The sequence below is a fragment of the Streptomyces sp. NPDC000229 genome, from assembly GCF_040300825.1.
Lineage (GTDB): Bacteria > Actinomycetota > Actinomycetes > Streptomycetales > Streptomycetaceae > Streptomyces.
This window is the reverse complement of the sequence record NZ_JBEPEL010000046.1, coordinates 1-23514: the sequence shown is the minus strand read 5'-3', so window position 1 is coordinate 23514 and position 23514 is coordinate 1. Positions and strand designations below refer to the sequence as shown.

20 protein-coding genes and 1 pseudogene are annotated in these 23514 nt (G+C 73.4%); 13 read left to right on the top strand and 8 right to left on the bottom strand.

Features of this window, described 5'->3' with window-relative positions:
- The first annotated feature begins 139 nt into the window (after positions 1 to 139).
- Together ABT360_RS21825 and ABT360_RS21820 are read left to right on the top strand one after the other, a co-directional pair.
- Positions 140 to 712: an antibiotic biosynthesis monooxygenase gene (locus ABT360_RS21825; protein WP_351818918.1), complete on the top strand. Its 573-nt coding sequence runs from the start codon at positions 140 to 142 to the stop codon at positions 710 to 712.
- Positions 713 to 766: 54 nt separating this feature from the next.
- Complete coding sequence (locus ABT360_RS21820; protein ID WP_351818915.1) at positions 767 to 1144, top strand: phage holin family protein; 378 nt, start codon at positions 767 to 769, stop codon at positions 1142 to 1144.
- A 241-nt stretch (positions 1145 to 1385) separates the two neighbouring features.
- On the opposite strand, the gene ABT360_RS21815 is transcribed toward ABT360_RS21820, so the two are convergent.
- The 3 genes from ABT360_RS21815 to ABT360_RS21805 all read right to left on the bottom strand — a co-directional run bounded on the left by ABT360_RS21815 (position 1386) and on the right by ABT360_RS21805 (position 4415).
- A complete protein-coding gene (locus ABT360_RS21815; protein ID WP_351818912.1) occupies positions 1386 to 1877 on the bottom strand; it encodes a hypothetical protein in 492 nt (163 codons plus the stop codon).
- 340 nt (positions 1878 to 2217) lie between these two features.
- Positions 2218 to 3819 (bottom strand): glycerol-3-phosphate dehydrogenase/oxidase, encoded by a 1602-nt coding sequence (locus ABT360_RS21810; RefSeq protein WP_351818909.1) that lies wholly within the window; start codon positions 3817 to 3819, stop codon positions 2218 to 2220.
- On the bottom strand, positions 3816 to 4415 hold the full coding sequence (locus ABT360_RS21805; RefSeq protein WP_351818906.1) for a TetR/AcrR family transcriptional regulator: 600 nt from the start codon (positions 4413 to 4415) through the stop codon (positions 3816 to 3818). The genes ABT360_RS21810 and ABT360_RS21805 overlap by 4 nt, the downstream gene beginning before the upstream one ends.
- A gap of 73 nt (positions 4416 to 4488) precedes the next feature.
- Between ABT360_RS21805 and ABT360_RS21800 the strand changes: the two genes are divergently transcribed.
- The 3 genes from ABT360_RS21800 to ABT360_RS21790 are packed head-to-tail and all read left to right on the top strand — an operon-like array spanning position 4489 to position 7422.
- Positions 4489 to 6087: an FAD-binding oxidoreductase gene (locus tag ABT360_RS21800; RefSeq protein WP_351818903.1), complete on the top strand. Its 1599-nt coding sequence runs from the start codon at positions 4489 to 4491 to the stop codon at positions 6085 to 6087.
- A 40-nt stretch (positions 6088 to 6127) separates the two neighbouring features.
- Positions 6128 to 7009: a diacylglycerol/lipid kinase family protein gene (locus ABT360_RS21795; RefSeq protein ID WP_351818900.1), complete on the top strand. Its 882-nt coding sequence runs from the start codon at positions 6128 to 6130 to the stop codon at positions 7007 to 7009.
- Between the two features lie 59 nt (positions 7010 to 7068).
- Positions 7069 to 7422, top strand: coding sequence for an iron chaperone (locus ABT360_RS21790; RefSeq protein ID WP_351818897.1), 354 nt, complete (start codon positions 7069 to 7071; stop codon positions 7420 to 7422).
- Positions 7423 to 7514: 92 nt separating this feature from the next.
- Here ABT360_RS21790 and ABT360_RS21785 read toward each other — a convergent pair whose 3' ends face one another.
- A complete protein-coding gene (locus ABT360_RS21785; RefSeq protein ID WP_351818894.1) occupies positions 7515 to 8411 on the bottom strand; it encodes a GNAT family N-acetyltransferase in 897 nt (298 codons plus the stop codon).
- A gap of 218 nt (positions 8412 to 8629) precedes the next feature.
- On the opposite strand from ABT360_RS21785, the gene ABT360_RS21780 reads away from it, so the two are divergent.
- Together ABT360_RS21780 and ABT360_RS21775 are read left to right on the top strand one after the other, a co-directional pair.
- Positions 8630 to 9307 (top strand): hypothetical protein, encoded by a 678-nt coding sequence (locus ABT360_RS21780; protein WP_351818891.1) that lies wholly within the window; start codon positions 8630 to 8632, stop codon positions 9305 to 9307.
- 203 nt (positions 9308 to 9510) lie between these two features.
- Positions 9511 to 9726 (top strand): hypothetical protein, encoded by a 216-nt coding sequence (locus tag ABT360_RS21775; RefSeq protein WP_351818888.1) that lies wholly within the window; start codon positions 9511 to 9513, stop codon positions 9724 to 9726.
- Between the two features lie 2 nt (positions 9727 to 9728).
- On the opposite strand, the gene ABT360_RS21770 is transcribed toward ABT360_RS21775, so the two are convergent.
- The gene (locus tag ABT360_RS21770; protein WP_351818885.1) at positions 9729 to 10766 is read right to left on the bottom strand and encodes a lactonase family protein; all 1038 of its coding nucleotides are present in this window, start codon (positions 10764 to 10766) and stop codon (positions 9729 to 9731) included.
- Positions 10767 to 10828: 62 nt separating this feature from the next.
- Positions 10829 to 12895 carry a galactose-binding domain-containing protein gene (locus ABT360_RS21765; RefSeq protein ID WP_351818882.1) on the bottom strand — a complete coding sequence of 689 codons (2067 nt, stop codon included), beginning with the start codon at positions 12893 to 12895 and terminating at the stop codon, positions 10829 to 10831.
- Between the two features lie 410 nt (positions 12896 to 13305).
- On the opposite strand from ABT360_RS21765, the gene ABT360_RS21760 reads away from it, so the two are divergent.
- Positions 13306 to 13932 carry an HNH endonuclease gene (locus ABT360_RS21760; protein ID WP_351818879.1) on the top strand — a complete coding sequence of 209 codons (627 nt, stop codon included), beginning with the start codon at positions 13306 to 13308 and terminating at the stop codon, positions 13930 to 13932.
- Here ABT360_RS21760 and ABT360_RS21755 read toward each other — a convergent pair.
- Positions 13820 to 15070 (bottom strand): helix-turn-helix domain-containing protein, encoded by a 1251-nt coding sequence (locus ABT360_RS21755; protein ID WP_351818876.1) that lies wholly within the window; start codon positions 15068 to 15070, stop codon positions 13820 to 13822. The genes ABT360_RS21760 and ABT360_RS21755 overlap by 113 nt on opposite strands.
- A gap of 6 nt (positions 15071 to 15076) precedes the next feature.
- Positions 15077 to 15229, bottom strand: coding sequence for a hypothetical protein (locus tag ABT360_RS21750; RefSeq protein WP_351818873.1), 153 nt, complete (start codon positions 15227 to 15229; stop codon positions 15077 to 15079).
- A 189-nt stretch (positions 15230 to 15418) separates the two neighbouring features.
- On the opposite strand from ABT360_RS21750, the gene ABT360_RS21745 reads away from it, so the two are divergent.
- The 5 genes and pseudogenes from ABT360_RS21745 to ABT360_RS21725 form a co-directional block, all read left to right on the top strand.
- Positions 15419 to 16387, top strand: coding sequence for a DUF3068 domain-containing protein (locus tag ABT360_RS21745; protein ID WP_351818870.1), 969 nt, complete (start codon positions 15419 to 15421; stop codon positions 16385 to 16387).
- 209 nt (positions 16388 to 16596) lie between these two features.
- A complete protein-coding gene (locus ABT360_RS21740) occupies positions 16597 to 17922 on the top strand; it encodes a glycosyltransferase family 4 protein (RefSeq protein ID WP_351818867.1) in 1326 nt (441 codons plus the stop codon).
- A 4-nt stretch (positions 17923 to 17926) separates the two neighbouring features.
- Positions 17927 to 18652 carry a class I SAM-dependent methyltransferase gene (locus tag ABT360_RS21735; RefSeq protein ID WP_351818864.1) on the top strand — a complete coding sequence of 242 codons (726 nt, stop codon included), beginning with the start codon at positions 17927 to 17929 and terminating at the stop codon, positions 18650 to 18652.
- On the top strand, positions 18649 to 22878 hold the full coding sequence (locus tag ABT360_RS21730) for an alpha-(1->3)-arabinofuranosyltransferase domain-containing protein (RefSeq protein WP_351818861.1): 4230 nt from the start codon (positions 18649 to 18651) through the stop codon (positions 22876 to 22878). Before ABT360_RS21735 ends, ABT360_RS21730 begins: the two co-directional genes overlap by 4 nt.
- A 28-nt stretch (positions 22879 to 22906) precedes the next feature.
- Positions 22907 to 23514, top strand: a pseudogene (locus tag ABT360_RS21725) (condensation protein); the annotation flags it as partial.

Genomic DNA, 23514 nt, shown 5'->3' with positions numbered 1-23514 from the left:
GGCCGTACGTCGGTCCGGAGCGCGGCAGTTGGCGAGACGGCGGTCCGGCGCCGGCCCGGTGGCCGGGGGAGCGGCCGCACACCGCGGCGGGCGGCACCGTACAGTGCCTATGGGCGCGGCGCGAGCATCAGGAGAGCAAGTGACTGCGGTGAGCCTTGAGCACTCGACCGTGCCTGCCGACACCGGCGAGGTGACCTTGTTGATCGCCCGGCAGGTCGAGCCGGGACACGAGGCCGCGTTCGAGCGGTGGGCGCGGGGCATACTCGCCAGCGCGGCCCAGTTCCCCGGGCACCTGGGCCACGGCCTGTTCCGGCCGTCCGCCGACGGCGCCCCCTGGTTCCTGATCCATCGCTTCCGGGACGCGGAGGCGTGCCGTGCGTGGCAGGAGTCCCCGGAGAGGGCGGCCTGGTTCGCCAGCTGTGAAGGCCACCGTCACACCGAGGTGGCGCGGCGCGAGCTCACCGGGATGGAGACCTGGTTCGCCGAGCCGGGATCGGCCACACCCGCGCCCCCGCGATGGAAGATGGCGATCAGCGCCACCCTGGCCATCTACCCGATCTCCCTGCTCGGCAGCTACTTCCTGGTCCCGCACCTGGTGGGCCTGCACCCGGTGGTCAGCAGCGCCGTGATCGCCTGCGTCTTCAACATCCTCATGACGTACGCGGCGATGCCGGCCGTGAGCCGTCTCCTGCGAGGATGGCTGCGGCGTTAGCGCGTGCCGCACGGTCGGCGGTGTGCTCCGGGACGCAACGGGTACGTGCGCCTCATGGAGCAGTCGGTCCAGGACGTTCACCACACGGTTGGCGAGGAAACCACGGTCCGCGAGGACATCGAGACCGCGCGGGAGGAGGCGGCCCTCGGCCTGTCCGAGGCGCGCCACGGTGTTGCGGCGCTGGCCGCCGGCGGGGCGTGCGGGCTGCTCGCCCTGTGGTCGGCGCACTCGACGCTGGTGCGCGCGCTGGAACGGGTGTGGGCGCCCCAACGCGTCACGGGCGCGCTCACCGTCGTCTACGCGTCGGGCGCTTCCGTCCTCGTCCACTACGGCTCGAAACGCATGCGGGTGGCGCGCACCGCGTCCCGGGAGGCACTGCACTCCTCGGTGGACGTGGTCCGGCAGGTGGTGGACGAACTGAAGGACGCCTGACCTCCGGGTGGACGCCGCCCCTCGGTCGATGACACCTGCCCCGGCAGCCGCCGACCCCCGGCAGACTCCTGACCCCCGGGAAACCGTCCGGGCTCGCCGGACGACGGTCCACCCGCCGCAAACCGCCCGCCCCACGCCACCCCACCCCATCCCACTGGCCGGGAGACGGCCGTGATCGTCGCCGGCGTGCTCGCCCTGGCGCGTGCCGGGACCACCGCCGTGTGACCGGTGCCCGTGGGGTTCAGCCGCCCTCGTCCAGCGCCGCGAGCAGGGCCCGTGCCTCGGCGTGCGCACGGTCCACGTCGACGTCGTCGCATATCACCTCCAGGCCCAGGGACGTCATGCCCGGAATCGCGGGGAAGGCGTAGTACGACTGGTACGCGAAGTAGGCGCGCAGTTCCTCGTCCGGGTCTCGGCCCACCCACAGTGTGGCGAAGCGCTCCTCCTCGGCCGCCCCGGAGGGCAGCGTTCGCGCACTGGTCTCACTGAGGTGGAGTTCCCGTTCGTAGAACGAGGGCACCGTCGGCAGATCGAGCACCGCCCGGGCGAACTCCCGCACGTGCGCGGCGTCGTCGAAGGCCAGTTGCTCGCTGAAAATGGGCAGCCCGGCCAGCAGCAGCCAGCGCCGAGACCCGTCCCCTTCCTCCGGCTCGTAGGCGACGGACAGGACCGACATGCCCTTCTCCGCCTGGTTGTGCTGCCACGCGTAAGTGAAGACCTGCTCGAAGTACATGCGCCGACTTCCCCCCGAACCCGCCCGTACGAGCCATCCGTCGTGAAGCCTAGGCGGTCGCACTGACAATCGTCTCGAGACGATCGGCGCGAAGCGCGATGCGGTCCGTAGCGGCGCGTCAGCCCCGAACCGCGGGGTACCCGCGGGGAATGACACGACAACACCACGACGTCGACCACGACATGACACGGAGGCACCGGTGAACCCCATCGTGACCGCTTCGCAAGACGCCTCAGCCGCGCCCGCATGGCTCCATGTGACCGTGATGGCCGTGGCGGTGCTGATCCTCTTCTACAGCCTGGCCAGGCACAGCAACTGACCCCGACGCCCCTTGAGGTGCCTACGGGGCGACCCGCCCGTCCTCGTGGTGCAGCACCTCACGGGCCGTGTCCAGCGCCGCCCCCCTGTCGTGCGGCACGACGCCTATCCGGGTGCGGCGATCGAGCAGGTCCGCCTCGTCGAGGGCACCCTCATGGCGTACCCCCCACACGAGTTCCGCCACGGTGACCGGCTGGCCCGGGACGACGGGGCGCGCCAGGGCCGGGTCCGCGAGGCCCAGCGCGTGCACGGCCGGGGCCTCGGTGCCGTAGCGGCGGACCAGTCGGCGGGGAGCGTCCAGTGCGGCGAGCGTGCCCGGTGCGGCCGCTCCCACCAGCGGCAGGCCGGCCGTGCGGCAGGGCCCCGCGGTGAGGCCGCGTGCGCGGACCGCGGCGTCCAGGGCGTCCTGCGCCATACGCCGGTACGTGGTGAGCTTGCCGCCCACCACGGTCACGACCCCCTCCGGTGACGTCAGTACGGCGTGCTTGCGGGAGATGTCGGCCGTACGGGACGGGCCTGAGGTGCCCGGCCCGCCGGACGTGTCGAGGAGCGGCCGCAGCCCGGCGAAGGCACCGATCACCTGGTCACGGCCGAGCGGCACGTCCAGGGCCGAACCGAGGACGTCGAGCAGGAAGCCGATGTCCGTCTCCGGCACCTCGGGCACGTCCGGGATCTCACCGTCGACCGGTTCGTCCGTCAGCCCCACGTACACCCGGCCGTCGCCCTGCGGCAGGACCAGGACGAAGCGGTTCGCCTCGCCGGGGATCGGGATGTGCAGGCCCGCGGTGAGCGAGCCGAGGTCCTCGGAACGGAGCACCAGGTGGGAGCCCCGGGAGGGGCGCAGCCGGATGTCGTCGATCAGGCCCCCCGCCCAGACACCGGTGGCGTTGACGACCGCGCGGGCCCTGATCCGGGCCTCCTCGCCGGTGAGTTCGTCCCGCACCAGCGCGCCGCCGCCGTCGAGGGACAGCGCCCGCGTACGGGTCAGGACGCGCGCACCGTGCGCGGCGGCGGTGCGGGCGATCGCGGTCACCAGCCGGGCGTCGTCGCTGAGCCGGCCGTCCCAGGAGAGCAGGCCCCCGCGCAGCCCGGCGGTGCGGAGCGCGGGCGCCATGTGCCGGGTCTCCACGGGTGACAGGGCACGCGGCGCGGGCAGCGTGGAACGCGACGTACGTGCCGAGGCGCGCAGCAGGTCACCGGCGCGCAGCCCGGCCCGCGCCAGCGCCGCCTGCGACCGCGAGACCAGCGGGGTGAGCGGCAGCACGAAGGGCTGGGCGCCGACCAGGTGCGGCGCGGTCCGCTCCATGAGGATGCCGCGTTCCACGGCGCTCTCATGGGCGACGTCCAACTGCCCGGAGGCCAGGTACCGCAAGCCGCCGTGGATGAGTTTGGAGCTCCACCGCGAGGTGCCGAAGGCCAGGTCGTGGGCGTCGATCGCCGCGACCGTCAGCCCCCGGGAGGCCGCGTCGAGCGCGACGCCGGCGCCGGTGGCCCCGAGGCCGACGACCAGGACGTCGACCTGGGCGCCGTCGGCGAGTTCGGCCAGTTCGCGGTGGCGGCGCGCCGCGCTCAGCGACGTGTCACGGCCAAAGCGGGCGGCGGGCGAGGTGCCGGGGTGGCTCATGGGGCGAGGGTCCTTTCCAGGAGGGTCCGCAGCTCACCGAGGAAGGCCGCTTCGTCGAGCCCGGGGTCCGAGTCGTCGGTCATGGTGCGCAGCGAGAGCGTGAAGGACTGGACGATCAGCAGCACGGACCGGGCCTGGAGGGCGGTGTGGACGGCCCGCACGGATCCGTCGGCGTGCCCCTCCTCCAGCGCGCCGGTGATGAGGCCCAGCAACGCGTCCTGGCTCGCGCCGCGCCGGTCGAGCACATAGGGCAGCAGGAGCTCGGGGTCCACATCGAGGATCTTGTGGAAGAGCGGGTGCGCGCGGAACGCCTCGACCCCGGCGACCAGCCCGTCGACCAGTCGCCGCCGGGCGGGGGCGCCGGGTTCGCGCTCGGGCATGGCCGCCACGGCCAGGGCGACCCACTCACGGGTCATCACATCCCCGACCAGGGTCCGGACATCCGGCCAGCGGCGGTAGAGCGTCATACGGGAGACCCCGGCGCGGCGGGCCACGTCGGTCAGTGTCGTCCGGCGTACTCCGACGGCGAGGACGCAGTCGCGGGCCGCGTCGAGGACGGTTTCCCCGTCCGCATGGTTGTGACGAATAGGCGTCATCTGTCACAGTGTACCGCCAGGCGGGCCGCAGGGCACGCCCCGATCCCGAACCGACGGTGAGGAAACCGACCCCGTGGACATGTTGTGGAGCGGCTGGGGCGACCCGGCCAAGGCGGCACCCCTGCCCGACACCGTGATCGGCCTGCTGCGCGACCTGCTCGGCGTCACCCCGCGCGAACAGGGCCCCACCGCGCTGGAGGACATCGCCGTCCCCGAGTCCCCGCTCACCGACGAGGCGCGCCGCGCCCTCACCGACCGCCTCGGCGACCCGGCCCACCTGCGTACCGATGCCGAGACCCGCATCCGCCACACCCGCGGCAAGTCGACCCCCGACCTGCTGCGCATCCGCGCCGGCGAGGTCGACGACATCCCCGCCGCCGTCCTGCTGCCCGGCAGCCACGACGAGGTCCTCGCCGTTCTCCGCGTCTGCGCCGAACACCAGGTGGGCGCCGTACCGTTCGGCGGCGGGACCTCGGTTGTCGGCGGCCTCGCCCCCGAACGCTCCACCTTCGTCGCCCTCGACCTGCGCCGCATGGACGCCCTGCTCGACCTGGACGAGGTCTCCCGCACCGCGACCCTCCAGCCCGGACTGCGGGCGCCGCACGCCGAAGCCCTCCTCAACGAACGGGGCTTCACCCTCGGCCACTTCCCCCAGTCGTACGAATGGGCCACCATCGGCGGCTTCGCCGCGACCCGCTCCAGCGGCCAGGCCTCCGCGGGCTACGGCCGGTTCGACGAGATGGTGCTGGGCGTCACGGTGGCCACCCCCCAGGGCACCTGGGAGGCCGGACGCGCGCCCCGCTCCGCGGCCGGCCCGGACCTGCGTCAGCTCGTGCTCGGCTCCGAAGGCGCCCTCGGCGTGATCACCTCGGTGACCGTGCGGATCCGCCCGCTGCCGCAGGCGCGCCTCTACGAGGGCTGGCGCTTCACCTCCTTCGAGGAGGGCGCCGCCGCGTTGCGCAAGCTCGCCCAGGACGGCCCGCGCCCGACCGTACTGCGCCTCTCGGACGAGACCGAGACCTTCATCGGCCTCGCCCAGCCGGACCGCATCGGCAGCGCCGACACCATGGGGTCGGCCGGCTGCATGGCGATCGTCGGGTACGAGGGAACGGCCGCCGACACCGAGCAGTGCCGGGCGGGCGTCCACCAGGTGCTCCTCGCCGAAGGCGGTGAATGCGTCGGCCGTGAACCGGGCGACCGCTGGGCCCACGGCCGCTACGACGCCCCCTATCTGCGCGACGCGCTCCTCGACGCCGGCGCCTTCGCCGAGACCCTGGAGACCGCCGCCTTCTGGTCCGCGCTCCCGGAGCTGTACCAGGGCGTCCGCCTGGCCCTCACCACCACCCTCACCGACGCGGGCACACCCCCGCTGGTCATGTGCCACATCTCGCACGTGTACGAGAACGGCGCCTCGCTCTACTTCACGGTGGTCTCCGCCCAGGGCGAGGACCCCGTCGCCCACTGGGCGCCCGCCAAACGCGCCGCCAACGAGGCGATCCTGGCCGCAGGCGGCACCATCAGCCACCACCACGGCGTGGGAACCGACCACCGTGACGGGTACGCACGGGAAGCGGGACCGCTCGGCGTCCGCGTCCTCCAAGCCGTCAAGGCGGAGCTCGACCCGGCCGGTGTGCTCAACCCCGGCATCCTCGTCCCCGTCCGCCACCCCTGACCCCGAGCCCTGCCCAGCCCTGCCCTACGGAGGCGCGCACATGCGACAGTTCACCGCCGTCGTCAACCCGGCCGCGGGAAGTTCCAGCGGCACGGCGGCCCTGCTGCCCGTGGCCCGGCTCCTGCGGGAGGCCGGAGCAGGGCTGGAGACCCGCTACAGCCGCAGCCTCGACCACGCCCGCGAACTGGCGCGGCAGGCCGCCTCACAGGGCCACACGGTGCTCGCGGTCGGCGGCGACGGCATGGCCGGCGCCGTCGGCGGTGTGCTCAGCGGCACCGGCGCCGTCCTCGGCCTCGTACCGTCCGGCCGCGGGAACGACTTCGCCAGGGCCCTGAACCTGCCCACCGAACCCCCGGCCCTGGCGGACCTGCTGCTGCACGGCACGCCCCGCACCCTCGACACCATCCGGGTGGAATCGTCCGTCCACGCCGGGATCGCGGTGCTCGGCAGCGTGTACGCCGGTGTCGACGCGGTCGCCAACCGGTACGCCAACCAGTCCCGGCTGCTGCGCGGCTCCGCCTCCTACTACGCGGGCGGGGCACGCGCGGTGGCCGGCTGGCGGCCGGCGACGTACCGCATCACCGTCGACGGAACGGAGCACCGGCGGCGCGGCTACACGGTCGTCGCCGCCAACTCCGGCTTCTACGGCTTCGGCCGCCGCATCGCGCCGGACGCGCGCGTCGACGACGGCATGCTCGACGTCGTCGTGATCCGGCACGCCCCGAAACGGCTGTTCTTCACGATGATGAACGAACTCAAGACGGGTGCGCACCTGCGGCGCCCCCAGGTCGAGGTCCTGCGCGGCAAGGAGATCCGCGTCGAGGCCGACCGCGACCTCCCCTACGGCGCGGACGGCGAGGTCGACGCGACACTGCCGGTCACCATCCGGGTCCAGCCGGGCGCGCTGCACGTGCTGTCCTGAACGGGCGCCGAGCCGCACCTGCCCGTAGCGTGGCGTGACACGCAGCGAAAGGCACGACCGTGGCAGAGCACTTCGCGTCCGTCGACGACTACATCGCCTCGTTCCCCGAGGAGGTCCGCGACATCCTCCAACGGGTCAGGCGGACCATCCACGAGGCAGCACCCGAGGGCGTCGCGGAGAAGATCAGCTACGGGATCCCGACGGTCACGCTCGACCGCCGGAACCTCGTCCACTTCGCCGGCTGGGCGCACCACGTCAGTGTCTACCCCGTCCCCGAGGGCGACGCCGCCTTCCAACGGGACACCGAGCCCTACCGGTCGGGGAAAGGCACGCTGAAGTTCCCACTGAAGGCGCCCGTGCCGTACGACCTCATCGCCCGTGTGGTGGGGAACCTCGTCGCGGAAAGGCACTGAAGCACCCCCGCGAGCCGAGCGCCGCCAGGGTGGCCCGCGCACAGGTGACACCCGGGGGCGGGCCGGCTCGCACGCCCCCGGAGTCCCCCTCGTCAACCCCGGTCGCCGGGAACCAGGTTGATGCGCTCCCGGACCACCGGGTAGCCCGCCTTCGCGAAGTTGGCGGCCATCGGGACGTTGCCCTGGTCCGTCGCACCGGCGACGAAGTCGGCGCCGCGCTCCACCAGGAAGTGGGTGCACTCGGCCAGCAGGTCGTAGGCGTAGCCCCGCCCGCGCTGCTCCGGCACGACGCCGATGAACCCGACGCAGGGCCCGGAGGGATTGTGCGCGGGGATGTGGATGCCGGCCAGGTCGCCGTCCGGGGTGTACGCCACCTGCCACCACGCGCGCGGGGACGGGCACCAGTGGAAGAAGTCCAGCTCCTCCTGCGCCGCCTGGTCGAGCCCGCCCTCCGCGATCGCGCGCAGCGCGTGGGCGTCCAGGGTCACCGAGTGGATGCGGCGCAGCGCGTCGAAGAACACGGCGTCGTCCGGTTCCGCGGCGAACGTGAGACGTCCGGGCCGCTCCGGCAGGCCGCGGGACGGCGTCCAGCGGTACATGAACCGCTCGACCAGCACCTCGTAGCCGGCCGCCCGCGCGGCCCGGAGCCTGGCCTCGCCGGCGGCACGGGTGCCGGGATCGTCACGCCAGCCGGCGGGCAGGTTGAGCTCCAGCTCGACCCGGTACGGAGAGGTGCGCAACAGCTGTGCGCCCGCCTCCTCCTCGCCCTCGGCGACGTCGAACCAGTTGATGTTGAGGGGGGTGTTGTCGTCGGGACCGCCCCACCAGGCGCCCCGGGCGACGACTTCGCCGTCGCGGAGTGCCACCCGCTTCCATTCGGGCCGGTGGGTGTTCTGCGCGTGTGCGGCGCGCGCGCCGAGGGGATCGGGCAGGGTGTCGAAGAGATGGGCGTCGCTCGAGCCGAGCGCGCGGATGACCGGATCGGTCATGGGGGTTGTCCTCCGGGACGCATATGAGGTGAAGCGCTCCCGGTCAGACCAAGGACGCCGGGGAAACGGAACGGGAGCGCGGGGAACGTGACTGGTGCACGGCACTCGCCTCCCTTCCGTCGTCGCGGGCGTCGCCCCCACCCTAGGCGGCCCGCCGCACACACGTCCACGGGTTTGTGTGAGGCTGGCCCGGCACCGTACGAAGGGGGATCACCACCATGCACACACCGAGCGTTCCCGAGGACCTCGACCACCCCGCCCGCCTCTGGGCACGGGCCGTCACCTTCGCGCTGGTGGAGGCCGCTTGCCACGACGGCCTGCCCGAACACGTCCTCGACGAGCACGGGGTGTGGTGCCACTCCACCGGTGCGTGCGGCTGGTGGCGGCTGACCGTGGTCGACGGCGGGCGTGCCGTCCTCGTCGGCCAGGACCCGGACGGCAGCCACACCCACATCGACGGCGAGCAGATCGACTTCCTGGCGGGCGGCCCCGGCTGGCTGCCCTGGGAGCAGCTCCGCGAGGATGCCGAGGGCAATCTGTTCGGCTTCGTCTACTGGTGGGAGAACGGCGCCTGGCACCGCATCCCCTACCCGGAGCAGCTGACGGAGGACGGCCTCGAAGGCGCGGCGCCCTGGGTGGGTTCGGAGGAGGAGTTCCTCGCCCTCACGGTCGGACTCGCCCGCGGCGACGACCTGACGCGGGAACAGCAGCAGGTGCTGGCGGAGGCCATCGGCCGGTTCCGTGAGCGGGCGGAGGCACGCACCGTCGACGAGGCCGCCGTGGCGGCCCTCCTCACCGCCGCGCTCCCGGACGGCGTACCCCCCGAGCGGCTGGAGTCGGCGGTGGACCTGGCGCTGCGCGCCGGTGTGGCCCCTGCCGTGGGCGCGGCCCGCTAGCCCCCGCCGTACCGCGACCCGACGCCGGGCCCTGCGCGGTTCCGGCATCGGCGCGGGCGGCGCTCCCGCCCCCATGGACGTGCCCGACCGGCCGAGCAGGCCGCCGTCCGAAGCGGCCGGGCACCGTCGGCACCCGCGGCCGCGGTTGCGCCGGACGGGCGACGAGCGACGTGACCGGCGAGGCCGGCGGTCGTTGGCCGGGCATGCCACGTACCACCAAGCGCGCTCTGACCACGCTCGCCCTCACCGGCGCGGCCCTGACGGTCTGCGGGACCGCCCACGCCGAATCCCTCAACGAGGGGCTGATCGACAAGGTCCACGTCGGAGTCGACGGCAGACTCGGACAGGGGATGCTGGACGAGGCCGTCCACCTGGCCGACACGGTGCAGTCGAAGGCCTCGATCCAGCCGGGACGCTGAGGTCAGCCGAAGACCACACACGCGGCGGCCGGAACCTCCACCGCACCGGCGCGGCGCAGCCGGCCGCTGTCCGCGTCCACGTCGAACCAGGTGACGTCGCCGGACCACTCGTTGGCCACGTACAGTCGGCGCCCCGAGGGGCCGGCCACCAGGTCGCGAGGCCACACACCCCCGCAGTCCACGCTGCTCGTGAGCCGTGGCTTCTCGGCGCCGTCGGCGAGCGTGTACGTCAGGACCGTGTTGCTGCCGCGCACCGCGGCCCGTACGAAGCGCCCGTCGGACGGGACGCAGACCACGGAGGGGTACACCCGCTCCCCGTCGGGGGCGCCCTCGGGGTCGATCGCCACCTCCGCCAGTGGTTCCAGGCGCCCGGACGCCGGATCCCACCGGCAGACGGTCATCTGCGGCTCCAGCTCGTGCAGGACGTACACGACCTCGCCGCCCGGGTGGAAGGCGAGGTGACGCGGCCCCGATCCGGCGCGGAGGACCGTCTCGGTGTGGACCCGGAGCTCTCCGGTGGCCGGGTCCGGCGCGCAGACACGTACCGAGTCGGTGCCCAGGTCCACCCCGAGGACCCATCGCCCGCCGGGGTCGGGCAGCACCTGGTGGGCGTGCGGACCCTCCTGCCGGTCGGCGTCGGGGCCCGAGCCGTGGTGCGCCAGCACGACGGGGGGACCGGTGAGGCTCCCGTCGGGACCCAGCGCGAGACTGCTGACGCTGCCGGAGCCGTAGTTGGCGGTGAGGAGTCTGCGTCCGGCCACGCTGAGATGGGTGGGACCGGCGCCGGCCACGTCGACCGCCGGACCGAGTGGGGCGAGGCTCCCGTCGGCCCCGGTCCGGAAGGCCGCGACCGCACCCGGTTCGGTGTCGCTCACCGCGAAGAGGACCCCGGTCTCCGGGGCGAGGGCGAGACACGAGGGGTTGACGACGGTCTCGACGCTCGTGCGCGGGGTCAGCGCCCCGGTCGCAGGGTCGACGGCCGCGACGGTGATGCCGCGGCCGCCCCCCGAGGTGAACGAGCCGATGTATGCCCACTGCACGCCGATGCCCCTTCCGTCGTTCGGAACGACTGGCTGGGCACTGTAAGCACGGCCGGCCGGCGTCAGCGGCCGTACACGCCGACTTCGTGCAGCGAGTAGCCCCATCCGGTCCCGCGTTCGAGCCCCATGACGCGGACGAAGCGGGCCGGTACGGCGGTGAACCGTACGGTGTCCAGGCCGCCGTCACCGGCGGTGGTGGACCAGACCGTCCGCCAGTCGTTCCCGTCGGCGGACACCTCGATCCGGTACGCCTTGCCGTAGGCGCGTTCCCAGTCGAGCGTGACCCGCCCGACCGTGCGCGTGGCCCCCAGGTCGAGCCGGAGCCACTGGGGGTCGCGCCGGTCGCTCGCCCAGCGGGTGCGGCGGTCGCCGTCCACGGCACGGCCGGGCGCGTGGCTGGTGAACGGGTTCCATTCCGACGTACTGGCCGAGGCGGAGGAGCCGGCCGCCAGGTTGTCGTCCGAGCGGTGGCTCTCCGAGGCGCCCCAGGTGGTGAGGTAGGACTCGGCGCCCCGGAAGAGGTCGTCGATGACGTCCTGGCCGCCCGTCACCCGGATGTCCTCCAGCCAGTCCGGCACCAAGCCGTAATGGGCGGCGCCGTCGGTGTTGATGTCCCAGGTCCGTTGACCGGTGGTCTGCCGGTCGATGAGCGAGCCGCCGTCGGCGCTGCGGAACGGGTAGCGCACCGGCTCGGGGGTGTCCGCCCCGCGGGGTGCCGGCCAGCCGCCGACGCCGTTCATGTCGGTGCCGTACCCGTAGCCGATCCCGTACTTCTCGCGCAGGGCGTCCGTGCGCCGCGCCTCGGCGGTGAACCCCTCGGCGCCGTGCATGTACTGGGCGATGAAGCCGCCGAGCCGGTAGACCCGCTCCGTCCAGTCGATGTCCATCCAGCTGTGCGAGGAGAGCACCCCGGGGTACGACTCGGACTCCAGCACGTCCAGGACGCGGCCGGTGGCCTTCACGCTCATATGGTCGATCTCGATCATCATGCCCCGCTGCATCATCCCTCGCAGGGCGTACTCGCCGAGCGCGGTCAGACCGCGGGTGTTGCAGCGCGCCTCGGCGGCGTACGAGGGGACCGCCACGCCCGGCGGGAGCTGCTTCTCCGCCTCGGCCGCCGACGCGTTGCCGATGGGGTTGTCGGCCTGCGGGCCGGTGCACTTCTCCGTCTTCCAGAACGTGCCCGTCGACAGGAACTGGCCCACATTGATCGCCGTTCCGAGAGTGCCGGAGTCGAACCGCACCCCGCACAGGGCGTTGTCGAACTTGTGGCACAGGAACATGCTGCGGACGCCGAGCGCGTGCAGCTCGTCCAGGCCCCGGTCGATGTCGTCCCGGTCGCACTGCGGGACGTCCAGGACCTGCTTGCAGCCGAACGGCTCGGAGGTCTCCACCCCCAGGACCACGGCCATCTTGCCCTGCTCGATCACCTCGCGGGCCTGCGCCGAGTCGGTGACGATCCGGAACCAGCCCTTGCCCGGGCCGCCGTACATCCGGTCGACGAACGCCTGCATCTCGTACGTCTTGCGCGCCTGGAGGCGGAGGGAGGTCATCTCGTCGCAGCCGCGGTCCTTGAAGAAGTAGACCGAGCAGATGACCCCGTTGGTGACGAGGTCGTTGACGAGCACGCGCTGGCCGCCGCGCCAGGCCCGCTCCACCCAGGCGTAGTAGTTCTGCTGGTGGGTCAGCGAGTCGTGGGCGGGCCAGTCCTTGAAGGTGGGCCAGCCGTGCGGGTCGTGCCGTCCGTCGCCGCCCTTGGTGATGAAGTCGAAGACCGCGAGGGAGCCGTCGGGGTAGTGCTCCGGGCAGTCCTTGAGCGCGTCGGCGACGCCGAGCTCAGAGAACGGCTTGCCGCAGATCAGCCGGCCGCCGAAGGCCTCGTTGGACATCAGGTGGTCGTGCGCGTCGACGAAGCCCCGCACCCGGCCCTGGGCGTCGGTGCCCTTGAACGGTTCCCCGGCGACGTCGATGCGGGAATCGGGGGCGGGCCGGGCGACGGGGTCCCACCAGCCGGTCGCGGCCGAGGAGCCGGTGCCCGCCGGGGCCGGTCCCAGGGTCACCAGGGTGAGGACCAGGGCGAGCGCCGCGAGAACCCTGAGCCTGCCGTGCGAGCGTAGCGACAAGGTCATCACCCATGTTCCAGCCGGAGAAGGCACCGTCGAGGAGCCGGGCGCGTGCCGGGCCCGGCACCCCGCCGGTGGTTGGCATGTCCGCGTAATTGTGCGCGACGAGGATCGCGGCTGCCGTCGAAGCAGTCAAGAGTGCCCACTGCCATGTCGGATCATTTCTGCGGTGAACCGTGCCGTCCGCATGGGGTGATGACCCTGGCCTGGCGTCTCGTACCCCCCGCCGCGGACCGTTGGACCTTCGCCCGTGATCAAGCACGGACTGCGCACGGCCGTCATCGCCGCCGCCACTGTTCTCCTGTCCTCGGGCGCCGTCACGGCGGCCCCGGCAGCCAACCAGCCGGCCGCCGCTCGTGCCGGGGCCCGGGCGCCCGTGACCGTTTTCCGCAAGGACGGCATCGAATGCTCTGGCGTTGGCCGACGAATCCCGCCGCGGGTACACCCCCGAGGCCTTCAAGCACTGGCTCGACGACGACCGCGACGGCTGCAGCACCCGGGCCGAGGTCCTCATCACCGAGGCGGTCGAACCCCCCCCCACGCCCGGAGCCTGTTGCGCCCTCAGCGGCGGATCGTGGTTCTCGTGCTACGACGCCAGAACGGTGAGGTCGGCCTCGGGCATGGACGTCGACCACCTGGTCCCGCTCGCCGAAGCCTGGGACTCCGGGGCGCACGCGTGTAGCGCCGCCCGCCGTCAGGCGTTCGCCAACGACCTGGACGCCGAATACACCCTGGTCGCGGTGTCGGGCCGGTCGATGCGGGCCAAGGCGGACCAGGAGATCTCCCAGTGGCTGCCGCCGGCCGGGGACGTGCACTGCCGGTACGCCGCGGACTGGGTGGCCACGAAACTCCGCCGGCAGCTCGCCCTGGACGAGGCCGAGCACCAGGCCCTGTTCGACCTCGCCCAGAACTGCTCCGACCGAAGGTCACCTACGAAGTCGCGCCATGACCCAGCCGCCCTTGTAATCGCTGGGCGCGGAGGACCAGTTCCAGTTCGAACCGCCGGTCCGGGTCCTCCACGTCGTCGCCCCACAGCTCCTTGATCTGCCGCATCCGGTAGCGGACCGTCTGCGGATGCACACCGAGCCGCGCGGCGATCTCCGGAGCGCCGCCCCGCGTCTCCAGCCAGGCCAGCAACGTTTCCGCCAGGCGGCGGCGCTGCGTGGGACCCCGGTCGGCGAGCGGAGCCAGACACCGGTCGGTCAGAGCCCCGATCAGCTCCTCGGGCGGCAACAGGACCAGCGCGTCGATGTGTTCGGTGCAGTACAGCAGGTCCCCCGACGGCAGCAGGCCCCGCTGGATCAGACCCACCGCCTCCGTGGCCCAGCGCAGCGACGCCGCCGCGTCCGCGGGAGGAACGGCCGGGCCGATCGCGCCCGTCCAGCCCCGCAGCGCCCGGTGCACCTGCTCACGCCGCCCCGGCACCGCCGGGTCCGGAATGAACAGCAGGGGCTGTTCGCGCTCCATGTCCAGCAGCACCTCCGCCCCCACGGCCGGTGCCACGCAGTCACGGGCCGGACGCAGCAGCACCCCCACGGCCACCCGCTGGGGGAGCGCCCAGCCGATGCGGGCGGCGTGGGCGGCGTACTCCTCCAAGGGGCGGGACCGGCCCGGGCGGTGCTCGCCCAGCAGCGCCTGCGTCAGCTTCCGCTGCAACCGCAGCCGCTCGCCCGCCTGGCGCGCTGCGGCCTCCGCGTAGCCCCGTACCGTCTGGTCCACCAGGCCGTCCAGGAAGGCGAACCCCGCCTCGGCCAGGTCGTACATCGCCGGGGGCGGGATCCGGGCCTCATGGCCGATCTCCGCCAGCCGCCGCCAGGCGAGGCGTACCCCGAGCCGGTAGACGGCCTGGAGCGAGTCGAGCGTGCGGCCCTGCTGGCCTTCCCCGCGGCCGAAGTCCTGGAAGACCTCCAAGTGGAGCTGGGGACTGCCGGAGCCGCACACGAGGTGCTGGAGGAACTCCTCCAGCGCGCGCCGGATGCCGACCAGGGCGACCAGCTCCCCGGAATCGTCCACCAGGAGCGGCATCCGGGGATGCTCGCGGCAGATCGTGTCGAGGATCTCCTGGGCGAGCGCGGGTACCTCTTCCATGGCGCGGTCGGCGAACTCGCGCACCTGCCGGCGGGGCAGGTCCGCCCAGGGCGCGCGTTCACCGGCCGGCGCCCGGGTGTCGACTTCGGTCAACTCGGTTCACCCCCGGGGCAGAGCCGTCTGATGGCTGATCAGTGGCACATTGGGCTGTTCCGGGGTGGTGTCGAGCAGGGCCACGATGGCGAGGGCCGCTCCCACGGCGAGCGCCGCGGCGACCGCCACGGTGAGGGCGGCGGCGAGCAGTCTGGGCATGGTCGGGTCAGCCTTTCTGACGCTGGGACCCCACCACGAGCCCGCCACCCCGGACGGCGACGCACCCATGGCACCAGTGCATTGACAGTCCGTCAAGAGGCCCCCTACGGTTCCCGGCCCATACGGAGTCCCTTACGGAGTTCACGTGTACGCCGCGCAATCCCGCCCCGGCCCCACGGAGTGTCCGCAATGCGTCGCACCGCTTCCCCCCTGTCGCTGATCCTGCTCGGGACCGGCGTGTTCCTGCTGGTCCTCGCGCCCTTACTCGTCCAGTACGTCCAGCCACGTGCCAAAGTGACCCCCATCGACGTCGACACCGTCACCGTCTTCACCGGCACGGGCAGTTACTTCGACACGCGTCGGATCGAAACCGTGACCGGCCGCCCGCTCACCATCACCCGCCAGGTGCGCGGCGACGTGGCCGACAGCCTCCGCAGCGGGCGGGCCGTCTGGGACGTCTCCACCTCGGTGGACACCGAGCACACCCTGCCCGCCGCCGCCACCCACGACTCGCTCCAGTGGACCCTGGAGCGCTGGGTCACCGACCGGCGCACCAATGAACCGGTGCACTGCTGCCAGGAGACGCCCGCCTTTGACGGCGAGGCGTACCTGAAGTTCCCCTTCGACGTGGAGAAGCGCTCCTACCGCTGGTGGGACGGCACACTCGGCTCCACCGTGACCCTCCGCTTCGCTGGGACGCAGAAGGTGCGGGGATACGAGGGGTACCGCTTCACCGGCCGGGTCGAACCGGCGAAGACGGGCACCCGGCTGGTCCCCGGACGGCTCGTGGGGCAACCCGGCCGCCCCCAGGTGCTCGCCGAGGAGTGGTACTCCAACCACGGCATCGAACTCGTCGTCGACCGGCGGACGGGGCGGATCGTGAACGCGGCGATCGGGCCCCGGAAGGTGCTGCGTGCACCGGGTTCAACCAGGGACGCCATGGTGCTGCTGGACAGCCGGCGCCTGGAGTTCACCCCGGCCACCCAGCGCGCCCAGGTCACGCTGGCCGCGGCGGACAACCGCAGGCTGCGACTCCTGGGAGAGACGGTGCCCCTGGGCGCGGCCGTCCTCGGCACCCTGCTGGCGGCGGCCGGGACCGTGCTGCTCGTACGAGGGGGACGCCCGCGCGGGAATTCCGGTGTCTCCGAAGCGAAGTGACGCGACGCCATCGACCCTGCGGGCCGAATTTGTCACCTGGGTGAGTAGCTGAACCGGCGGACTTGGCGAAAACTGACCAACCCACCGCACCGCCACGTCCACCCCCCGGGCGCTTCATGACCTGCTCATCCCCCCACCCGGTGCCGGCGACCGCTCTCCGGCCCGGAGCATCGTCATCCGGTCCCCGACCCCGACGAGTTGGAGCTCGTATGCCCCAGCACGTACCCCCCACGCTGACCGCGGCCGCTCCCCGTGGCGCACGGTCGTCCCAGGGCGCTGTCCGCCCCCCTCGGCGCATCGTCTTCCTCTCCCGCCGCGACCTCGGCAACCCCGCCGCGGGCGGCTCCGAACTCCTCGTCGACCGCCTTGCGGAGGGCCTGACGGCACTGGGCCACGAGGTCACCCTGCTCTGCGGAGGCCCGGCCGTGTACCGCGACTACCGGGTCGTCTCGGCGGGCGGGGACCTCGGCCACTTCCTCAGGGCGCCCGCCGCGTTCACCCGCCAGGTGGGCGAATGCGACCTGCTGGTCGAGGTGTGCAACGGCCTGCCCTACCTGGCCCCGCTCTGGCACCGGGGGCCGACCCTCTGCCTGGTCAACCATGTGCACACGGCGCTGTGGGGCATGCGCTATCCCCGCCCCGCCGCCGGGATCGGGCGGCGGCTGGAACGCTGGGCCCTGTCCGCTGCCCAGCGGGACAACCTGCTGGTCGCCGTGTCGGAATCGACCGCATCGGCGCTCGGCGCGCTGGGCGTCGACCCGGGCAGGATCCGCATCGTGCACAACGGGGTCGAGGACCCGGGGCCCAGGACACCGAGATCGGTGGAGCCGCTGTTCCTGGCGGTCGGCCGACTGGTCGAGTACAAGCGCATCGACCTGCTGTTGCGGCTCTGGGAGCGGGTGCGGCCGGTCACCGGGGGCACGCTGGTGATCGTCGGGGACGGCCCCGAGAGCCGGCGGCTCGAAGCCCTCGCCGGCCCGGGCGTCGTCTTCGCGGGCCGGGTGTCGGAGGAGGAGAAACACCGGCTGCTGTGCGCCTCCTGGCTGCTGTTGCACCCCTCGGCGGTCGAGGGGTGGGGCCTCGTCGTCACCGAGGCGGCGACGCGCGGAACCCCGTCGGTCGGCTTCGACGTGCCCGGTCTGCGGGACTCCGTGGAGGACGGCGTGACCGGGGCGCTGGTACGGGGCGAGAGTGCCTTCGCAGCGGCCTGGTGCGCGCTCGCCCTGGACCACGAGCGGCGTGCGGCCATGGGCAGGGCCGCCGCCCGGCGCGCCGAGCGCTACCGGTGGACCACGACCGTACGGCGCTTCCGGGCCGTGGCGACGGAGGCCGCCGCCCGCCACCACGCCCCCGGGCGCTCCGGCGCCCCCCTCCCCGCCGGTGTCGGCGTCGTTTCCGCGGGCGGCCACGAGGCCGACCGTGACATCGGAGCGCTCGGCCCCCTGCCCTGCCTCCCCGGCGCCTCCGCCGCACCGGACGGCGTGCCCGGCGGTGTGCCGTGGGCGGCCGCCCCGACCGCCCCGCGCCGGGGCTGAGCCGATGAAGGACCCCTCACTGCGCCGCTCCGTGGCCCTCTTCCGGGGCTTCCTGCGCGAACCGTCCGACCCCAAGGGCTTCTACGAGCTCCTCGCCCGCGACGCGGCGAACCAGGTGGAGCGGTACGAGCCGCTCGCCGGGCGGGTCGTCGTCGACGTGGGCGGCGGAGGCGGCCACTTCACCGAGGAGTTCCGCCGGCGCGGCGCCCAGGGCTTCCTGTTCGAACCGGATCCGGAAGAGCTGACGGCGTCGCGGCGGCGGCCCGAGGGAGCGGTCCTCGCCGACGGGTACCTGCTGCCGCTGGCCGACGGCACCGCCGACATCTGCTTCTGCTCCAACGTGTTGGAGCACGTGGAGGACCCGAGGACCTTCCTCAGCGAACTGATCCGCGTCACCCGCCCCGGCGGACTGATCTACGTGTCCTTCACCAACTGGCTCTCACCCTGGGGCGGCCACGAGTGGGCGCCCTGGCACTACCTGGGCGCCGACCGGGCGCGCCGCCGCTACGAGCGCCGCACCGGCCGCCCCGCCAAGCACGTCCTCGGCGAGAACCTCTTCCCCGTCCACGTCGGCGCCACCCTGCGCCAGGTCCGGGCCCGCGACGACGTGACCGTGGTGTCCGCCCGCGCGCGCTACTGGCCGTTCCTGCCGGATCTGGTCACCAGGGTGCCGCTGCTGCGCGAGTTCGCCACCTGGAACCTCCTCCTCATCCTCCGGCGGTGCCCATGACCACCACCATCCCCGCGCCTCCCCGCTCCCCGGCGCCCGGGACGCCGCCCGCCCGGGAACCGGCCGACGGGCCGCGCTCCCGCCGCTGGCTGTGGGGCTTCTGGGCCGCCGCCCTGACGGCCTTCCTGGCCGTGGCACCGGGCCGGATGACGTTCGACACCAAGCTGGGCGTCGCCCTCGACCCCCTGCGGTTCCTCGGGGACCTCGGCGAGCTGTGGCACAGCCGCGCCGGGTTCGGCGGCATCTTCGACCAGTACGTCGGTTACGCCTTCCCGATGCTGCCGTTCTACGCCCTGACGGACCTGGTGCGGCTGCCGGTGTGGCTCGCCGAACGGCTGTGGCTGTCCATCATCGTGACGGCCGCCTTCTGGGGCGCGCTGCGGCTCGCCGAGCGCCTGGGCGCCGGCACCGCTGGCACCCGGCTGCTCGCCGCCGCGGGCTACGCGCTGTGGCCGGTCTTCACCGTCGTGGTCGGCTCCACTTCCGCCGCCGCGCTGCCGGGCGCGATGCTGCCCTGGGTGCTCCTGCCGCTCACCGACCCGCGCACCCCGGCGAGGGCGGCGGCCCTGCGCTCCGCCCTGCTGATCCCGTTCATGGGCGGCGTCAACGCGGCCTCGACGCTCGCCTCCCTGCTGCCCGTCGGCCTGTACCTGCTCAGCCGGCCGGCGGGCCCACGCCGCCGGACCCTGCTCGCCTGGTGGATCCCCGGCGTACTGCTCGCCACCGCCTGGTGGGTCGTCCCGCTCCTCCTGCTCGGCCTGCACGGTGAGAACTTCCTGCCGTACGTCGAGCAGTCCGAGACCACGACGGCCACCATGTCCGCCACCGAACTGCTGCGCGGGGCCGGCAACTGGGTGGCCTACCTGCACTTCGGCGAGGCCTGGCTGCCCGCCGGCTGGACGGTGGCGACCTCCGTCCTCACGGTGCTCGGCTCCGCGTTCGCCGCCGCCCTCGGGCTGGCCGGCCTCGCCCGGCGGGACGTCCCCGAGCGCCGCTGGCTGTTGCTCGTGGTGCTGTCGGTGGCCCTGGTCACCCTCGCGGGCTACGGCGGCCCGCTCGGCGGGCTCTTCCACGGCACCGTGCAGGACTGGCTGAACGGCTGGCTCGTACCGTTCCGCAACATCTACAAGTTCCAGCCCGGCCTGGCGCTCGCCCTCGTGCTCGGGCTCGCCCACCTCACCGCCGTCCTCGCGCGGCGACGCGGGGAACGGGCGGCGCGCGGACGGTCGTACGTGCCGCTCGTCGCGGCCGCGCTCGTCCTGCCCGGCCTCCTCCTGCCGTACGTCAACGGGAGCATCCTCCAGCCCGGTGCCTTCCCGAAGCTGCCCACCCACTGGGAACGCGCCGCCGACTGGCTGAAGGACAACTCGCCCACCACCCGGGCCCTCGTCGTCCCCGCGACCGCCCACGGCATCTACACCTGGGGCACCACCATCGACCAGCCCCTCGACGTCCTCGCCTCATCCCCCTGGGCCCAGCGCGACTACGTGCCGTTCGGCACCCCCGGCAACCGGCGGGCGATGGACGCCGTGGAGCAGGCGCTGCTGTCGGGCGGTGAAGTGCCGGGCCTGAGCGACTTCGTGCACCGTGCCGGACTCCACTACGTCGTCGTGCGCAACGACCTCGACCCCGACCAGATCGGCTACGTCCCGCCGCAGACCGTCAAACGCACCCTGGAGGCGTCCGGCTACCGGCGGGTGACCGGCTTCGGACCGGTCCTCACCGGAGGGCGGATCCCGGACGACACCCCCGTACAGATCGAGGGGCTCTACCCCCGCCAGCAGGCCGTGGAGATCTACGAGCCGCCGAAGGCCACCGAGCGGCCCGGCCGGGCAGCCATCAAACCCGCCGCGGACACGGCCGTCGTCAGCGGCGGGCCCGAGGCCCTGCTGCGGCTGTCCGCCGACCCCCTGATGAAGGACCGGCCCGCCGTACTCGCCGGGGACGCGACGCCGGGGCTCGGCACACCGCCCGTACGGGCCGTGGCGGACGGACTGCGGCGCGCCGACACCCGGTTCGGGCTCGTCAACACCAACACCTCGTACACCTATACGGCGACGGAGCGGAACCCCTCCGGCAGCGCACAGGACCCGGGCCGCCCGCCCCGGCAGATCCTGCCCACCGAGGACCTCCGCCACCAGACGACGGCCGTGCTGCGCGGAGCGGCCTCGGTCACCGCGTCGAGCAGCGGGAACTGGCTGTTCCACCTCCCGCAGTACGACCCGGTGAACGCCTTCGACGGCAACCCCGACACCGCCTGGACCGAGGGCGGCGCCGACTCCCCGGTCGGGCAGTGGCTCCGTATCGACTTCGAACGCAAGCTGTCCCTGCCCGACGCGATCCGGCTCACGCCGCTCCCCTCCGGCGGACTGCGCGCGGCGGCCACCTCCGTACGCGTGGAGACCGAGCGGGGGAGTGAGGTGAGCGCGCTCCGGCCGGACGGCACACCGCAGACGGTACGGACACCGGCGGGGGAGACCGGCTACCTGAAGATCACCATCGAGGGCGCCCAGCAGGGCGCACCCGGACTGATCGGAGCGGGCTTCTCGTCCGTCGACATCCCCGGTGTCACCGTCACCCGGCTACTGGCCCTCCCGGAGGACGCGGCGGGGGAGGAGAGCGCACCCCAGGAGGTCTACTCCCTGCACCGGGGCAGCGACCCCGGCGGCCTGTCACCGGCGTCCGCCGAAGTCGGGCTGCACCGGCAGTTCCTGACGCGGACGGAAGGCGCGTACGCGCTGCGGGCGACCGCACTGCCCGTACCGGGCGACGCACTGGACGAGCTGCTGTACCGGCTGGCGCCCGAGCAGCGCAGGAAACTCACCGTCACGGCCGACTCGACGGCCAGGCTCGGATCCTCCCTCAGCCCGCGCAACCTGGTCGACGGCGACCTCACCACCGCGTGGATCGCCGGGGAGCGGGCGGTGATCCACCTGCGGTGGCCCGAGAAGCGCGCCGTCGGGGAGATCGTGTTCGCACCCGCCGGAGGGCTGTCCACCCGTGCCCAGCAGGTGGAGATCAGCTCACCGGACGGCGCGGCCACCGCCTCCGTCGACGAGAACGGCCTCGCCCGCTTCCAGCCCATCAGGACCGACCGGCTCGACATCACCGTGACCCGGACCGCACCGCTGACCCTGCACAACCCGGTCGCCGACGGCCGACTGCAACTCCCGGTCGGGCTCAGCGAGGTGTACGTACCGGCACTCGACGAATACCGGGTGCCGCAGCCCGACCCCGACACCACCTTCGCACTGCCCTGCGGCCAGGGGCCCGTGCTGTCCATCGACGGCACGCTCCACGCGACGACCGCCCGCGGCAAGGTCCGCGACCTGACGGAACGCCGCCCCGTCGACGTGCGCCTGTGCGCGGGCGCCGAACACGGCGGCACCGCCCGGCTGGCCGCCGGGACGCACCGGGTGGAGGCGGGCGACACCGGCCCCCTCGCCATCACCGACCTGAGCCTCACCCGTGGCAACGCACCCGCACCGGCCACCGTCGCGGACCGGCGCGCCCTGACCGTCGGCGACTGGTCGGGCGACCGGCGCAGCGTGGACGTGGGCGCCGGCCCGGCCTCGTACCTCCAGCTCTTCGAGAGCCACAACGACGGCTGGCGCGCCACCCTGGACGGGCGTGAACTGACCCCGGTACGCATCGACGGCTGGCAGCAGGGCTTCCTCGTCCCCGAGGGCGAAGGCGGCACGGTCCGGCTGGAGTTCGCCCCGGCACGCTGGTACGTCGCCGGGCTCATCGGCGGCGCTGTGGGCCTCCTGCTGCTGGTGGGGCTGGTGCTGGTCCTCGGGCGAGGCCGAGGCGGTGCTACCGGACCGGACGAGCCCTCGGCGCCGGGGCCCGTACTGGGGGTGGCGGCGCTGACCGTCGTGGTCGCGCTGGTCGCCGGATGGGTGGCGCTGGTCGTCCCCGTCCTGGCGGCCGTCGCGCATCTGCGGCGCTCGCTGCTGGTGCCGGTGGCGCTGTTCGCCATGGCCGCGGCGGGGGTCGTGGCCGCCTGGGAAGCCGGTGCCCTGCCGTCGGCGCGCGAGGGGGCGTTCGGGCCGGTGGCCCAGTTCCTCGCCGTGACGGCGCTGGCGGCGGCGGTGGTGACCACCAAGAAGACCGGGGAACCCCCCGGGACCCCGCCGGTGCGGCAACCCGATCCGGACACCACCCCGCTGCCACGGCGGCGGCCTCCCGCCGAACGCCCGCCAACAGAGGGGGACGGCCGATGACGGCGCCACGAGCAGAGGGGAACGGCCGATGACGGCACTGCACCACCACCCGGCCCGGCAGGAGGGGCCCGAACCGCTCGCCCGGGTGCCCTTCTCCACGGTCGACGAGGTGACCCGGCACTGCCTGACCCCGCAGGAACCGGAGACGGTCCACATCGAGGTGCACCTCCCCGGCCGCCCCGACGCCGCGCGGCTGCGCACCGCGTTCACCGAGGCGCTCCGGCGCCACCCGCGCATCCTGATGCGCGAGGCACCCGGACCCTGGTACCGGAGGCGGTACGAGTGGGAACTCACCACCGGCCCCGACCCCGGCGCGGAGGTCGTCTCCGTACCGGATCCCGGGCCCGGCGCGCTGGACCGGGCGAGGCAGCGGGCTCTGAGCGAGGCACCACCGCTCACCTCGTCGCCACCGGTACGGCTGGAGGTCATCGACCGCGTCCTGCTGCTCACCGTCAACCACACGGCGCTGGACGGCCCCGCCTGCCTCCGCGTCCTGGCGACCGCCGCGGAACTCTACGGCGGCCGGGACAACGCGCCCCAGGCGCCCCCCGTTCGCCCGTCGGCCCGAGGTCGGCGAGGTGCAGACGGCACTCGACCTGGAGATCGTCGTCGAGTACGGCGTCTCCATCCGCGACG

Excerpts from the sequence above, each read along its gene's own strand:
- ABT360_RS21820 (WP_351818915.1), top strand. The coding sequence starts at position 767 with ATGGAGCAGTCGGTCCAGGACGTTCACCACACGGTTGGCGAGGAAACC.
- ABT360_RS21815 (WP_351818912.1), bottom strand. The coding sequence starts at position 1,877 with ATGTACTTCGAGCAGGTCTTCACTTACGCGTGGCAGCACAACCAGGCG.
- ABT360_RS21810 (WP_351818909.1), bottom strand. The coding sequence starts at position 3,819 with ATGAGCCACCCCGGCACCTCGCCCGCCGCCCGCTTTGGCCGTGACACG.
- ABT360_RS21805 (WP_351818906.1), bottom strand. The coding sequence starts at position 4,415 with ATGACGCCTATTCGTCACAACCATGCGGACGGGGAAACCGTCCTCGAC.
- ABT360_RS21795 (WP_351818900.1), top strand. The coding sequence starts at position 6,128 with ATGCGACAGTTCACCGCCGTCGTCAACCCGGCCGCGGGAAGTTCCAGC.
- ABT360_RS21785 (WP_351818894.1), bottom strand. The coding sequence starts at position 8,411 with ATGACCGATCCGGTCATCCGCGCGCTCGGCTCGAGCGACGCCCATCTC.
- ABT360_RS21780 (WP_351818891.1), top strand. The coding sequence starts at position 8,630 with ATGCACACACCGAGCGTTCCCGAGGACCTCGACCACCCCGCCCGCCTC.
- ABT360_RS21775 (WP_351818888.1), top strand. The coding sequence starts at position 9,511 with ATGCCACGTACCACCAAGCGCGCTCTGACCACGCTCGCCCTCACCGGC.
- ABT360_RS21765 (WP_351818882.1), bottom strand. The coding sequence starts at position 12,895 with ATGACCTTGTCGCTACGCTCGCACGGCAGGCTCAGGGTTCTCGCGGCG.
- ABT360_RS21750 (WP_351818873.1), bottom strand. The coding sequence starts at position 15,229 with ATGCCCAGACTGCTCGCCGCCGCCCTCACCGTGGCGGTCGCCGCGGCG.
- ABT360_RS21745 (WP_351818870.1), top strand. The coding sequence starts at position 15,419 with ATGCGTCGCACCGCTTCCCCCCTGTCGCTGATCCTGCTCGGGACCGGC.
- ABT360_RS21740 (WP_351818867.1), top strand. The coding sequence starts at position 16,597 with ATGCCCCAGCACGTACCCCCCACGCTGACCGCGGCCGCTCCCCGTGGC.
- ABT360_RS21735 (WP_351818864.1), top strand. The coding sequence starts at position 17,927 with ATGAAGGACCCCTCACTGCGCCGCTCCGTGGCCCTCTTCCGGGGCTTC.
- ABT360_RS21730 (WP_351818861.1), top strand. The coding sequence starts at position 18,649 with ATGACCACCACCATCCCCGCGCCTCCCCGCTCCCCGGCGCCCGGGACG.